We start from the raw sequence: 14,212 nt of genomic DNA, 5'->3' as shown, positions 1-14,212 counted from the left end.
TTCATTATTCAAAAATTGTTCAATTAAACGTTAAAAGTCTTTTCCAATTTCCATATTGTTGAGCTTTCTTTTTCAACCTTTGGGACTGTTATATATGTTTGAGTTGATTATTTGACCTGTTCTTAAGCTAAATTTTGTTTCAGGATTGATTTTGAGCTTTCTATTTGAACATCCCAAAACTTTTCCCATAAATCACAATATTCGAGGCATAGGTTTTCTAAATAAGTGTAGTCTTCTTCTGTACAAGCTTGCATTAAAATAAACCATAGATCTTCTTCATGATCGTCATCTGCTGCCTCAGCAGTTTCATCTTCAGATACTCCATGCACATGGTAATAGCCACCACCCTCGACCGCTATACCTACAGCACTGGTTGCTTTTCGTAAAGGTGGACTGTACAAAATAACTTCTTCTTCAGCTACAGCTAATAAAGCAGAAACGGCTTTATAGTCTTTATAGGAATTTTCTAGAAACTCTCTCACCTGATGTGCAATTTCTGTTGGTTGATAACTCCGGCGCTCTTCCTCCGTCACTCCAAAATCATCAAGGACATCTTCAAATAAAGGATAATGTGCATATTCTGGGTTACCTTGATAATAACCGTCTTTGTCGGTCCCAGGCCGAAACCCAAACTCATCAAATATGTTAAGACTCAAAAGACAGCGCGGAAACATCTTTGCACCTGCATGCAACCTAGGTTCTAACTGCTTTGTCTGGTATTGAGCCATTATAAAGCGTCTGTAAATGTTTGTACGATTGCATGGCGATACTCTAAATGAATACGCTTTAAGTTTTCTTTATTAATTTCACCGTTATTTAAAGTTTGTATTGCAGGATGATGAGATACTGTGCATATTCTTATTTAAATGAACAGGCATTCTTACTTTAAGTTGGACACCTGTTCTTATTTTACTTGGACAACAAGAATCTAAACCTGCTGCCAATCATCAGCTACCTCTTTCCAATTTACTTCACGAGCAACTGGATTCCCATTCTGATCTTGTCCAGTCCAAACATTCCAGTAATCAGGATCATCTGATCTTGGTCTATGTTCAGCCGAAAGATGATTCATTTGGACTAATACAGGCAATTCCGAAGCCCAACCAAGTAGTATTGCATTTTTGGAAGGTAACGAGGGTAAATCTCTCAATAATCCACGGAGATTATCAGGCACCAATTTGTGTATCAGTTCTTGATCCCGTTCATTGCTAATCCGATGAAGTAAGAAACTATTACACTGAGAAAGAACAGTCGGTGAGAGTTCACTAGGTCTTTGTGACGAAAGCATCATACCTAATCCAAACTTTCGCCCTTCACGAGCTATTTTTTCAAAAACTTGACAACATATAGATGATGAATTGTGATATTCGGTATCATCCTTATACCGTTTCACAAAAGTATGAGCCTCCTCCATAACTAATACTGTAGGAAGTACTTGCCCTTGATTCATTCGACGATATCTTTGTAAGGATTCCAATGTCATTCGAGCTATAGTAGCTGCAATGATATGTGCAATTTCTGCTGGAACTAATGAAAGGTCGATAACTGTAACTGTTCCATTTGAAGCATTGTTATCCCCGATATAATCAGAAAGCCAACCATCCAAAGTCATTTCTTTTGCACCGTCAATCTGACTTGTTAAGACTTTCATTCGAGTATCTGAGAGAAGAGTCTTAATTCTCATTTGCATGGTATCAATATATTCTGAGACACCTAGCAATTCGGCATTTCCTTCAATACTTTTTAATAAATTTTCACCAGAAAATGGTCTTGGAATATCAGCATCTATTGGCAATGCATCCATTGCACTGCCACCAAATGAGGTATAGGCAGTTTTTAGTAATTGTAAGAAGTCATTAATCTCTGTTCTATCAAAGTCAAATATTGCGTATTGTGCTGAACGTGCTTGTTCAAAGTGGGTTATCTTATCTGTAATTGCTGTTAAACAAGTTTGTTGATTACTATCAAATACATCTTGATCAGTTAATCCAATTCTCCATTTTTTTAACTTTTCAAAAAAATTCTTCGCTTTGGGAAAGTTTCCCCAAGGTGAACCTGAGTTAATTTCGATTTGGGTAATGCTAATGAGTGTTCTTAAATATTGTTTCATTTCTTGATGGGCAGATTGCTCAATATTAAAAACACCTTCCCGAACCGAACGTAAAGCTTGAATTAATGTAGGACGTTGGGTCTTAAGGCTTGCTTGTGTAAAAGAAACCCACTCAGAACTATTCCAAAGCCATAAAGGAACTTGAAGTTGCTGTATGTCCTCATCTTTGGGTTCTACAGAAAAGATTCGAACGTTTACTTTGTCTTTAAAAGTTTCTGAATATTCGCCATTTGGATCTAATATGATAAATCGGGCATTTGGCTGACTATGTCTAACTTTTTCTGCTGCATCAAGTGACCAGCGAATCAAACCAGCTACAGAACAAGATTTACCACTTCCAGTATTGCCCAATACTGCTAAATGACGACCAAAAAGACGATCTGGATCAATCATCACTTTTGCACCATTTGCCAATGGACTGGTGCCAATACAAACTCTTCGATTATCACCAGATTCAACTATATCTTGTAATTGATGTTGAGTTGGCAAAATGACAGGTGCTCCCACTGTGGGGTAGCTTTCTACACCTCTTTGAAATTTATAATAAACTCTATCATTTTCTTCTTTATCATAAACCAGACAGCCCAATGGATTTAGGCTCATTTTACGCAAAGGATATGGTAAATCAACTAAACCAAAATCCTGCATTCCTTTTCTTTTTGGGTATTGTGAGCGTTCTATAGTAATCCATTCAACTTGTCCAACTAGATAACCAGCATCACTAGCAATAAGAACATATCCATTAACCCTTGGGAAAGATCTTGGTGTTCCTGTATTTAATGCAGTTCCTTCGGGGGCTTCAATATCGAGTAAAACTTTAATTTCGCTAGGTGAAACAAAATCAACAGTTCCTATTCTTAATGAATCTACATAAGCCAATGGTGAAATACTCATAATTAAATATCCCCATTAATTTTACTTGAGGCATCTGAAACAGAAGATTCTTGATTTGAAGGTAGTCTTTGTTTTAAAAGTTCACTCATCCGAGAAGTGGTTTTATCAATTGCGGCTTTAGGTAAATAATATTGTGTTAAGTTTGTTAGATCTGCTAGTGCAGGACCTATAAGTAAACTAATTTGAGAATGACGTCCCAACTCTTCATACAATTTCATGATTCTTCCCATATTGTCATCACGAGAAATAATGACCAAATGAGTCGATGGGATCGTTAACATATCTCGAATAACTCTATTGATATGATCATCACCAAAACTATAGCCATATGTAACTAGAGTGCTATTAGGACGACAAATAGCAGCAGCTAGATCACGAAATAGCTCAACATAAGGATAGTTTGCCGTTTCTTGATCTTTTGCTGAGTTTGGGTAAATCATTAATTTATGTGGTGTAATCTCTTCGTACCCAGCAACTTCAAGATATGGTTTTATTGACGTTGCTCCAAATGGTAAGCCAATTCGCCTAATATCCTTTCCAGCTTGAAGCCAATCTACAGAGCCATGAAGTTTTGTATATCGAACCACCCCTTCAAGATACCGAGGTTCTCCACGGATACCAGGAGGATTATAGTGCATGTCTAAATCTAAACGAGATGACCTAAAAATAGGCATTAAATTGCCTAAAAATCTATCAAGTAAGTGAATACCTGCTAATTCTGAACCAGCTTCGATAAGTCGATCATAGTTCGTTGTAAAAATATTTAACCTATCTCGTACACCAGTACGACTAGCAAAGCTCATTAGAAATGTAACTAAGATATTGAAAGCATTTTCTCTTTTTTCAAAGTTTGCTGTGGCAATACCATTTTCACTAACCAATATTGAATTAGCAAAGCCTTGCATTGCTGTTTCTAATTCTTTTTTAAGGGCAATAGCTTTATCATCATTCAAAATTTCTAGCCCACGAAGCAATTCATTTGCTACACGTAATTGATCTTCTAAGTTACCCTTTTTACGACCAGTCGCTTCAGAGGATTTTTTTGCTGCCTGATTTACTTCATTGTTAAAATTATTAAGTGTTAAAGCATTCATACCCGTAGCAGCTTTATCTGCTGCTAAATAATGAATTGCATGAGTTAAACCAGAACCCGCAAGCAAAGAAAGATGCTCCGATTGAAATAGAGCCGTTAACCATGGCTCAATTCTTGATCGAAGTTCTTTATAAGAAAATGATTCATTGGGATTGAGCCAAGCACACTCAACACCGTCACATAAAGAATATTTCGCAGAATCAGTAGAATCCTGTTTAAATTGAATAGGTGAGTGATCATCCCTAACTTTTATAATATTAATCATATATATCCCCCTTAAATTTAATTATCTCAACTCAATCTCTTTCTTAAGCTTATTGTATTGATAACTCATGATCTGCCCATTTACTAATAACTCAACGGCTTGCTGAATTACTTCTAAAGGTGCAATAAACCACTCTTTAGGTTGATGATTTTTACCATCTTTATCTGCCACTAATATATCAAGGCAAGATTCACCAAAAAAGGCATGTAGGTAATATTCAAATTTTTGAGGATTAATATTGAAAGCTTGATATTCAGCAATGACTTCAACATCAGCCATCAAATAAGTAGGCTCTTTTTTTGCATTCGCAATACGTTTTTCAACAGTTGTCGTGGCGAAACCAATTTTGTAAAGATGATCGTATGATTGGATACGTGGATCTGTACTTTTAGATTTTAAAATATAAATATAGCCTGTCGATGTATCATCATCAGTGATACCGCCAAAATTAGTGTAGAAATTGGAATTTGCTTGCTCATTGGTTTCTGAAACAATACGTCCATCTTTATATAATGCTTTAGCTAATGAACGGTACAGCATAGTTGATTCAGTACCATTCTCAAAGATAGTGCGTGTTCTACCATCTTTCCTAGTTCGGACATTATTTACTGTCTTGTCCTCCCTAGTAAATGTAAAGTCTGCTAAATAAATTAATAGACCATTTAATACATAGTAACTGCCTTTTTCGAGCTGATAACTTTTATCATGAAATGGTAATAGCTTACGCTTACCTTCACGAAGCTCTCTGTGAACACCTTTAAATAGGTGCTCAAATTGATCAAAATCCTTACAACGTTTACGTTTAGCAACTTCATCTGCTGCTGCACGTTGGACAGGCACATGCTTGATTTTAAAGATGTCCCCATCTTTACCATCATCAAGTAATCCTAGATCATCATCGTTAAAAATATCTTCAAGTGATTTAATATCTGACATATCTTTAATCCTGATGTTGTGGCAGCAAATTATGTTCATCATAATCTGCTAAAGCCATGTATTGCTCTGGATTGGCTTTCATCGCTTCTAGGCGGCTAGCGAGCATATATTCAGTGATATTTGCCATATTTTTCGCAGGTACACGCCCATGCTGTGTCACAAAATTATTAATTTCATTAAACTTAGAGACTAATTGTTCATCAGCCGTTAGAGCAGACGTCTTTTTCTTTACGTTTAAAAGACCTAAGTCATCATCAGCAATCATCTCTTGAAGCCAGCTAAAATCTTCCACGTTTTACACTCCAGCTCGTCTACGTTGCTCACGGATATAGATCAGGCATTCGGCTAATCGTTTCTCAATTAAGTTATTTGATTCTAGACTAGGCTCACGACCAAACTGAACTTTAAAAGCTTTTAACTTAGGCCATAGCTCAATGGCTTCTTCTTGAGTCATACTAATCTTAGTTGCTTCAATTGCTTCCTTAATCAATTTTAGTACATTGACTGTGACTTCTTTTGATAGGATTTCAAACGCTTTTTGGAATGGATTCACAGATTGAATTAAATCAATATTCAGGTCTTCGATATTGATAAATTTATCCGCCATACGAATAAATTTTTTATCACCAACTTCTTTGACTTCTGCTGTGCTAATCACTGAGTCAACGACTAAATATTGACTCACTTCTTCAAGTTCAGCTTTCGTTAAGTCAGGATATTTTGTTTGGATAATCTTAGGGATAAGGACTTTATTCACCACTTCAGGCTCAACCTTACCTGCTGAACCTGCAATCACTTTAGCATCTTGAAGAATCGCTGCTTTTAGGTCCACAAGATCATTTTCAATAATAGCCTTTGTTTTTGCTGTACTTGGTTCTTTAAAACCTTTGATCGTAAGCGTACCTGATGGAACAATATCCTCATCATCACGTTTGGTTTTAAATTTGAAGTTTGGTGCAAGTATTTGTTCCATTAACAAAGATGCAGTAATAGCTTTAAGCATATTGTTTACTGCAAATTTAACTTCAGTATCCTGTGCATCAGGTTGAGCAATAAGGTTGGTAAATTGCGCATGTGATTTGTTCGAGCTATCTCGTGTACAACGTCCCACAATTTGCACAATTTCAGTTAAAGAGCCACGATAACCAATCGTTAAAGCATGTTCACAGAATTGCCAGTCAAAGCCTTCCTTCGCCATGCCTAGGGCAATGATAAGATCAAGATCATCTACGGTTTTAATATTACGTAGATATTCAACAACTTTATCACGACCATCTTCTTCAACGAGGTCTGCTACTTTTAAGATCTTACCATCTGCACGCTTGACGGTGATAATTCCAGTATCAGGATCTTTAGCAACAAATTCACCAATGATTTCGAGGATCGCATCCACCTCATCATATTTATCTTTGGTTGATTCACCTGAATTTACGTTTGGAATATGAATGATGGTTTTTTTATCGGTATCTAGTACTTCTGCAATTGCAATAACGCCTTCATCATCTTTTGCAAAGTAACGTCCTTTATAGAAGTGATAGCCAATACCTAAAGACTTTAAATAGGTATAGCCATTAAGTTGTTCGTAATAGTTAAACGAAACTTTATCAAACTTCGCTTCATCTTCAGGCGTAAGTACAGGAACGCTATCGCCACGGAAGTATGAACCTGTCATCGCAACAATATGAGCCGAGGTATTGTCCATTAAAGATTTAAGAACAGTACCTAGAATATTGTCAGCATCGGCTGAAACATGATGAAATTCATCAATTGCCACTAATGTATTATCAAATACATGATCTTCAAGCTCTTCAAAGGCAAATCTTAGTGTTGCATGAGTACATACTAAAATTTGATCTGTACCTTCCATAAAGCGTTTAAAGGCTTTTACTTTGCTTTTATCACCACCAGCAGTACATAAGTTGTTTTCAGGTTTGATATTCCAATCTGCAAAAAAACCACTTTCGCTCAGCTTTGTGCTAGCAAATGAACCACCAATAGAGCGTTCAGGTACAGCTACAATAACTTTGCTCAACCCTTGGTTGTATATCTTGTCTAAACCCAAAAACATTAATGCACGAGATTTACCTGATGCGGGTGGGGCTTTTAAGAGTAAATACTGACTATTACGAGATTGAAAGGCACGAGCTTGCATAGCTCGCATCCCCATCTTATTAATTGAGGTACTTTCACCAGTCTGTTCATAATTAACTTCTATAATATTTTTCATCTTAGATTTTACCCACCAACTCTTTATACATACTCAATAAAACACGTAATCTTTGCTCATCTGTCAAAAATCTCTCTTTTTGATAAAGTGATTCAATAATATTATCTAAATCTTGATGTGCCTTTAATAAGTCATCGGGCATATAATCTTGATGATATAACTCTGCTAGAGTTTTAGTAGTGTATTTTTCCCTAATTGAAAGTATTTCTAAAGCCTTAATAGTTATTAATTCTTTAATATTTGATTTTATTTCTGGTAGAGGAAAAGTATTATAAGTTAACTTTACAGAGTAGGCATATCCACCACCTGCAGGTTTGCCACTAGTAATTTCCATCCAAACATGATGCATTTTTGATGAAAGTATTCCAAAAATAAATATATCTAACTCATATATAGCAAATCCTTTAGCACTAATAACAGTATCATCATTAGTAATACCTACGGGTAAATATATTCTTCTTTCTGTTGTGGTCTGCGGAACAATGATAGCGGATTTATCCTGATGAGTTTTATAACAAAATCTGTAAGGTTTATCAGCAACTTTTCTTGCATCTCTTCCTGCAGATAAACGGTACTCTTTGCATTGAGCAACTTTTTTAGCAATAAAAGAATAACTTAATGCTTCTTGATAACTTTCATCATCTATCCAAAGACAATATCTATATTTATTGTTCAGAAAATCTGCTCCCCCCATATATCTTCTGATAAACTTTTTTGCATTAGGATTTTCTGAGATAAAATTATCTTTTTCCTCGCTAGTAATTATGAGGTTTTTTCCATCTATCGCATTACTTCCCATAGTCATAATAGGACGAGGGCTTAAAGGCTTTGTACTTGAATGGACAAAAATGTTATCGGCATCTGTTAGATAAGCATTGATATAGTTAGCTTCTTTAATAATTCCATTTTCAATTATATATTTTTTGCTATTTAAACCTTTTTTCTGCAACCCTAAAACTACACACATAACTGAAGCGGGATCTTTAGCATTATTCTCCCAAAAAAATGGACGATATGCGAAGAATATTTCTATACCTTTAGAAAAAATAAGAGGCCATATTAATTCTACTTGCTCGCCCTGAATAATTGAGCTAGTAGTTACAAAAGCTATTTTTGCGTTACATTTTAAAACATATTCTGATGCTTTATATAACCAACAAGAAACATAATCTAATTTAAGAAAAGAGACATTTGAAGGAAAGACATTACACATATCTATTTTTTGTTGTGATGTTTGTTTATTAAAGCCTTTATAAGGTGGATTACCAAATATATATATACTGCCTAAAGAATCACTAGGACAAACTTCAAGCCAATCTACTTGAGTAGCATTCGCACACACTATCTGACCAGTATGCTTCAATGGTAGTAAAGCTGAAGTTGTTCCAAATTCCTCCTTAAAAATTATATTCATTTGATGTTCAGCTAACCATAATGACAAAATGGCTATTTCATGGGCAAAATCGTCAAGTTCAATACCATAAAATTGTGAGACCTGAATCACTGAAAATGGTTTTGAAAGCTGACCTGTTTTTTCTAGTTCTAGCTCTTGAACACGCTTTAAAAGCTCCATTTCAAATTTACGAAGCTCTTTATACGCAATAATAAGAAAGTTACCTGAACCACAAGCAGGGTCAAAAAATTTAAGTTGCCCCAAACGTTGCTGTAATTTTAATAGCTTATTAATGCTGTCTTGGTTTTTCTCTAATTCTTCGTACAAGTCATTTAAGAATAATGGTTCAATCACCTTCATAATGTTTGGCACAGAGGTGTAATGCTGTCCCATCGTGCTACGCTGTTCAGTATGAACAACCGCTTGGAACATAGAACCAAAAATATCAGGGTTAATATCAGACCAATCTAATTCAGCACCACACTCAATTAAAATCCGACGTGATTTGCGTGTGAATTTCGGAACTTGAATATCATCTTTAAACAAACCACCATTTACATAAGGAAAATCTGCTAAGTAATCAGGTAAATCTGTTTCACGATCTTCAGCCGATTGGTTTAACACTTTAAATAATCGACCAATTAAAGCTGATAAATCTGATCCATCTTCATTACTCTTTGATATTGCCGAAGTGAACTGTTTGTCCTTAAAAATTTCGGTATCTTCAGCAAAATAACAAAATAACAGGCGAGATAAGAAGATATTAAGGTGATGTAAGTTTTCTTTATTATTTAAGTCATCTTCATCGAAATTATCGGCTTTAATTTCGTCAAATAGTTTTGCTAATTTTTCAGCAGCCTTAACATCCGCAGGGTTTTCACCTTGATATACGGCTTTCTCCATCCCAGCCCATGGTAAGAAGAAATCAAATTTTTTAGCTAAATCGCCAAAAGGAACATCCAATGTATCTTGTGTTTTAGTATCTACGGCTAATAGAGTTTTAAAGTCAGTCACGATCAAGAAACGAATCTTATTACTCTCAGTTCGCTTTTCCTTTTTCATTTGATCAATCAAACCATGCAAATCATGCTGTTTTGCAATTTTGAAGTATATTTGGCGCTTCCAAAAAACGGTGTTTTCCTTATCTTCAGCTAAATTACGCTCACCATTACGCACTCGTCCAATAGTTTGGCTACGATGCCCATAAGCTAAAAGCAACTCATAGATAAAGTCTTGTTTATTTAGCTCATCTTGAGCAATTTTATGGATGAGCTGTTTAACATTTTCTTCGATTTGGACGATATTCATAAATGCTGATGACCGTATAAAAGCTAATAATTAGTTTAAAGAAACAATAAGTTAAATTGAATGAGACTTCTTGTGTATACGACACAAATTGACGTGGAATTAATCGAAGTTCATAGGGTGCTTAATATGGAATTCTGAATCATTCCAATGATGCTTAATGAATTCCTTTTCATTAAAATCTTTTATTAATCTTGATCTAAGCACATCAAACCCCTGCCAATAGAATTCATCTAATGAGCGATTAGGTAATGCATCTGCGAGATCATCCATCCAAGGTATATGACGCAGTTGATCAATCAGTGGCAAGGGATGTGTTTCTTCTGCCCATATTTTTTTCGCCATTTCTTCTGAAATCAAGAAGCTATATATATTCGGATGATGGTATGAACTATGGTATTTTTTTAAGGTTTTAAACAGTAAGCATAAATAAAGTAGAGAGTTATATCCACCGACACCAGTGATATCACTAATATGATAAGGGGTATGGAAACACTCTAAATATTGATTTGAATACAGCTTAGCTACAATTAGTGACCCTTCCGCATTAAGACAGCGAATAAATTTAACTTCTTTGACTGACTGATTTTTTAAGAACTCTTTTTCAGGATTAGGGGTCAATAACCATCTTATATCTTTATCTATATTCTCATCGAAACGGAAGCTCTCAACTTTGAATGGTCTTTCCTTTCCAAAGAGTAACCAATTTGAATTCGCAGATAAAAAATTTGCGATCTGTTCTAGTTGGTTAAAAGTTGGTTCCATTTCTGCTCTGAACCAAGATTCAGCACTATCTGCTGAGCTTTCCCCAATCTTATATGCTAATTCAGCAACTGTAAGGTCTTTGAAATGCAGACTTTTTTTAATCTCATTAAAAAGAAAGTTAAGTCTCTCAGCTACATCTTTTTTACGCTGGGTCGGTGTTCTTGCTTGTAGAAAATTTTCAATGACTTTAGCTGCTTCTAGATGAATATTATTATCCATAACAAAAGAATCATATAGACGAGACATCGTCTCGGCATTAATAGATCGTTGATTTACCTTAGCAGCTTCATCAATCTTTAACTTTAAATCCTCAGGAATCCGGAGGTTAAATTGAATGTCTTTTTTTTTCATAGATTCCACGAACAGTAGGAATAAGCAATAGTAGCATTATGATGCAAAAAAACTATTGCGCATATAGAATCATTTTAATACTATAGAATCAAAATGCTACTACTGGTCAATAATTAATATGCGAACAACCAAGCAATTAAATCTAAGGTTGCCTGAAGAGTTGGTTTTTTGGGTGAAAAAAATGGCTAAGAAAAGACATCAATCGATGAATTCTTATGTATTAACTGAACTTGAACGCATGAAGAAGGAGTCGAAAAATGAACTAAATTAATTTTTTATTTTATCTATGGAGAAAGATCAATGACTCATGCTCGAACATGAGCCATTGAAAAGTGTCTTTGAGTACCGACACGCTTAGTATTTTGTTCAATTACTTTTTTAAAGTCAATAAAGCAAAATGCTTGCTCTTTCTCCCTTTATCCATTTATTTGATTTTGGGAGTTTTCAAATGAAAATACCTGTTGTAGTACAAAGAAAAATTTGTGAGTTCTTGGCGCAAGGTAATACACATCGCCAAATTGCAAAAAGAGTTAATGTGTCTCCAACAACAGTTGGTGTTATTGCTAAAAAATTAAATGAAATTGAAATACCTATTGCTGAGGTGTTGAAAGCATCTAATCAAGAGTTTGTAGATGTTGTGCAAACAGGTGTTGCAAGAAATATCATGAAGTGCAAACCGCTACCAGACTTTACATATATCAATGATCAAATGAAGATCAGAGATATGACACTTAAGCAATTGTGGATTGAGTTCAAAGAAACAGAGCCAGAAGGTGTTTCTTATTCTCGATTTATGAAGTTGTATAAACAGTGGTTGAAAAAATTACACCCCTCTATGCGCCAACATTATACTGCTGGTCAGACATTGCTTGTCGACTTTTGTGGTAAAACAATGCCAATTCACGACATTAATTCAGGCCAGGTGAGGAATGTTCAAATCTTTGTAGGTGTATTGGGTGCTTCAAGTTTAATCACTGTGATTGCAGCCGAAACTCAACAAACACATGACTGGTTAAAATGTTTCACAGCCACTTTTAATCGTATAGGTGGTGTTCCTAGAGAAGTAATCACAGATAATCTGAAAGCGGCTGTTATTAAAACAGGGCGTAATGGAACGGTTTTCAATAAAACATTTGAACAATTTGCGGACTATCATGATTTTGCAATTCTGAATACTCGCCCACGTACTCCCAAGGACAAAGGGCTAGCAGAGGTTTGTGTTCAAATTATCCAACGTTCTGTCTTGGTTAAATTAAGAGAAAGAAAATTTTTCTCACTTGAAGAATTGCAAAAAGCTATCGATGTAGAAGTTGATAGAATCAACAATGGTGTCACTAAGCGTTTTCCTGAAAGTCGATCAGATCGTTTTCATCGATTTGAAAAAAATGAATTGCTTGCACTACCTAAACATCCATATCCTTTTTCAAAATGGATATTTCAACAAACCGTTTCAGAGTTTTATCAGTTCACCATTGATGGGAATATTTATTCTGTTCCCTATACTCTGATAGGTAAGAAGTTAGATATCGGTATTACAAGTCATGAAGTGCAATTCTATTATGAGAATGAATTAATTACTTCGCACAGTTTATTAGAAGGCTATGGTCAAGCAAGTATTCTAGACGAGCATATGCCAGCCAATCATAGGCTTTATAATACTTTAAGCCCAGCAAGTATTAGGCAGTGGGCTAAATCTCTTGGAAACTATGTTTATGAGTTTGTGGAAAAAATTCTAAATAAGTCCAAGCAACTCGCTCGTAATATTAAGTCTTTAAATAAGCTTAGAGATTATATTTTAGAAAATAAGCTTGATTCTGTCCTTAATCAGGCTTGTGAGTATGCATTAAAATATAATCTATTAGCAGTTACAGACCTCTTGTATGTACTCAAAAATAGAAAATATATCCAACCTCTAAACACCACTCAAACAATGAAACCCTATACACACGCGAACTTACGTGGTGCTAATTATTTCGGAGGGGATGCAAGATGACTACAAAGAGCGTTATTGCACAAAAAATGCAAGATTTAAAACTTAATGGTTGTTTGAATTGCTTTGTTGATCATTATGATGAAATGGTTAACAGTAAAAAGACCTCATTAGAAATTCTCAATGAATTACTAATCGCCGAGCAAAATGAAGTCAGCAATCGAAAAATCTTATCATTGCTAAATAAATCGAATATACGATATCCGACAAGTAGCCTGACAGAAATAGATTGTTCCAATAAAAAAGGGCTTACAAGTGATATTTTACAAAGCTTTGCTGATTGCGAGTGGATCAAGTCTAAACATAATCTAATTTTTACAGGTGCAACTGGTATAGGTAAGACATGGCTTGCCTCTGCATTTGGAACAAACGCATGTAAATTGGGTTTTAAAGTCATCTTTTATAATACAACTGAGTTGTTCGAAGATTTCAATACTGCGGTAAATTTGGGAACTATCTCGACTTTAAAGAAGAGATTACTTTCCTGTAAATTGCTCATTTTGGATGATTTTGGTTTATCACAGATCAATAATTCTTGGTTAGCTCATTTTATTAGTGTTATTGATAAACATAGTGACAATGGTTCACTACTAATCACAAGTCAATATGAAACCAATCTATGGCTAAACCACTTTGAGGACCAAACGGTTGGTGAGGCATTATTAGATCGTATTGTTCATAGGTCCCATATTTTCAATTTGGCAGGTGAATCTATGCGAAAAAAACGAGGTAAAAAAATCGAGTAATTTTTTTATTTTTGTCCAAGTAAAGCGACACTTTAATTTACGTATAAGTTTATTAAAGTGTCCAACTTGGATGAGAATGGGTGTTCAAGTAAGTGTTGATTTTGCAATACTGGATGTCTCGTGATCTTGGCTCTTAA

The 14,212-nt window shown here is 35.0% G+C and carries 10 protein-coding genes and 1 pseudogene; 3 read left to right on the top strand and 8 right to left on the bottom strand.

The genetic code is table 11. The annotated features are described in order from the left end of the window. Positions 1-122: 122 nt before the first annotated feature. The 8 genes and pseudogenes from GO593_RS15160 to GO593_RS15125 form a co-directional block, all read right to left on the bottom strand. A pseudogene (locus GO593_RS15160) lies at positions 123-847 on the bottom strand (hypothetical protein); the annotation flags it as partial. An 81-nt stretch (positions 848-928) separates the two neighbouring features. Continuing rightward, entirely contained in the window at positions 929-3,004 is a 2,076-nt protein-coding gene (locus GO593_RS15155; protein WP_002134405.1) for an ATP-binding protein, read from the bottom strand. A 2-nt stretch (positions 3,005-3,006) separates the two neighbouring features. Beyond that, complete coding sequence (locus tag GO593_RS15150; protein ID WP_000608175.1) at positions 3,007-4,362, bottom strand: SIR2 family protein; 1,356 nt, start codon at positions 4,360-4,362, stop codon at positions 3,007-3,009. Positions 4,363-4,383: 21 nt separating this feature from the next. Beyond that, positions 4,384-5,298, bottom strand: a complete 915-nt coding sequence (locus tag GO593_RS15145; protein ID WP_002134408.1) for a GIY-YIG nuclease family protein — start codon at positions 5,296-5,298, stop codon at positions 4,384-4,386. Positions 5,299-5,302: 4 nt separating this feature from the next. Next, complete coding sequence (locus GO593_RS15140; RefSeq protein ID WP_001983938.1) at positions 5,303-5,590, bottom strand: hypothetical protein; 288 nt, start codon at positions 5,588-5,590, stop codon at positions 5,303-5,305. Positions 5,591-5,593: 3 nt separating this feature from the next. Beyond that, entirely contained in the window at positions 5,594-7,525 is a 1,932-nt protein-coding gene (locus tag GO593_RS15135; RefSeq protein WP_000789362.1) for a DEAD/DEAH box helicase, read from the bottom strand. 1 nt (position 7,526) lies between these two features. Next, on the bottom strand, positions 7,527-10,226 hold the full coding sequence (locus tag GO593_RS15130; RefSeq protein ID WP_002134412.1) for a class I SAM-dependent DNA methyltransferase: 2,700 nt from the start codon (positions 10,224-10,226) through the stop codon (positions 7,527-7,529). A gap of 99 nt (positions 10,227-10,325) precedes the next feature. After that, positions 10,326-11,339 carry an Arc family DNA-binding protein gene (locus GO593_RS15125; protein WP_002134415.1) on the bottom strand — a complete coding sequence of 338 codons (1,014 nt, stop codon included), beginning with the start codon at positions 11,337-11,339 and terminating at the stop codon, positions 10,326-10,328. 118 nt (positions 11,340-11,457) lie between these two features. Between GO593_RS15125 and GO593_RS15120 the strand changes: the two genes are divergently transcribed. The 3 genes from GO593_RS15120 (at position 11,458) to GO593_RS15110 (ending at position 14,075) form a co-directional block, all read left to right on the top strand. Next, positions 11,458-11,610: an Arc family DNA-binding protein gene (locus GO593_RS15120; RefSeq protein WP_001260886.1), complete on the top strand. Its 153-nt coding sequence runs from the start codon at positions 11,458-11,460 to the stop codon at positions 11,608-11,610. A gap of 177 nt (positions 11,611-11,787) precedes the next feature. Then, entirely contained in the window at positions 11,788-13,332 is a 1,545-nt protein-coding gene (gene istA, locus GO593_RS15115; protein WP_000701381.1) for an IS21 family transposase, read from the top strand. Beyond that, the gene (locus tag GO593_RS15110) at positions 13,329-14,075 is read left to right on the top strand and encodes an ATP-binding protein (RefSeq protein WP_000208885.1); all 747 of its coding nucleotides are present in this window, start codon (positions 13,329-13,331) and stop codon (positions 14,073-14,075) included. Before istA ends, GO593_RS15110 begins: the two co-directional genes overlap by 4 nt. Positions 14,076-14,212 lie beyond the last annotated feature (137 nt).

Origin of the sequence: Acinetobacter baumannii (assembly GCF_009759685.1) — a bacterium.
In the GTDB taxonomy this organism is placed as follows: Bacteria; Pseudomonadota; Gammaproteobacteria; order Pseudomonadales; family Moraxellaceae; genus Acinetobacter; species Acinetobacter baumannii.
This window is presented reverse-complemented; position numbering and strand designations above follow the sequence as displayed.

Bases quoted from the DNA above. Each gene is read 5' to 3' on its own strand.
- GO593_RS15155 (WP_002134405.1), bottom strand. From the start codon at position 3,004: ATGAGTATTTCACCATTGGCTTATGTAGATTCATTAAGAATAGGAACT.
- GO593_RS15150 (WP_000608175.1), bottom strand. From the start codon at position 4,362: ATGATTAATATTATAAAAGTTAGGGATGATCACTCACCTATTCAATTT.
- GO593_RS15145 (WP_002134408.1), bottom strand. From the start codon at position 5,298: ATGTCAGATATTAAATCACTTGAAGATATTTTTAACGATGATGATCTA.
- GO593_RS15135 (WP_000789362.1), bottom strand. From the start codon at position 7,525: ATGAAAAATATTATAGAAGTTAATTATGAACAGACTGGTGAAAGTACC.
- GO593_RS15130 (WP_002134412.1), bottom strand. From the start codon at position 10,226: ATGAATATCGTCCAAATCGAAGAAAATGTTAAACAGCTCATCCATAAA.
- GO593_RS15125 (WP_002134415.1), bottom strand. From the start codon at position 11,339: ATGAAAAAAAAAGACATTCAATTTAACCTCCGGATTCCTGAGGATTTA.
- GO593_RS15120 (WP_001260886.1), top strand. From the start codon at position 11,458: ATGCGAACAACCAAGCAATTAAATCTAAGGTTGCCTGAAGAGTTGGTT.
- istA (WP_000701381.1), top strand. From the start codon at position 11,788: ATGAAAATACCTGTTGTAGTACAAAGAAAAATTTGTGAGTTCTTGGCG.
- GO593_RS15110 (WP_000208885.1), top strand. From the start codon at position 13,329: ATGACTACAAAGAGCGTTATTGCACAAAAAATGCAAGATTTAAAACTT.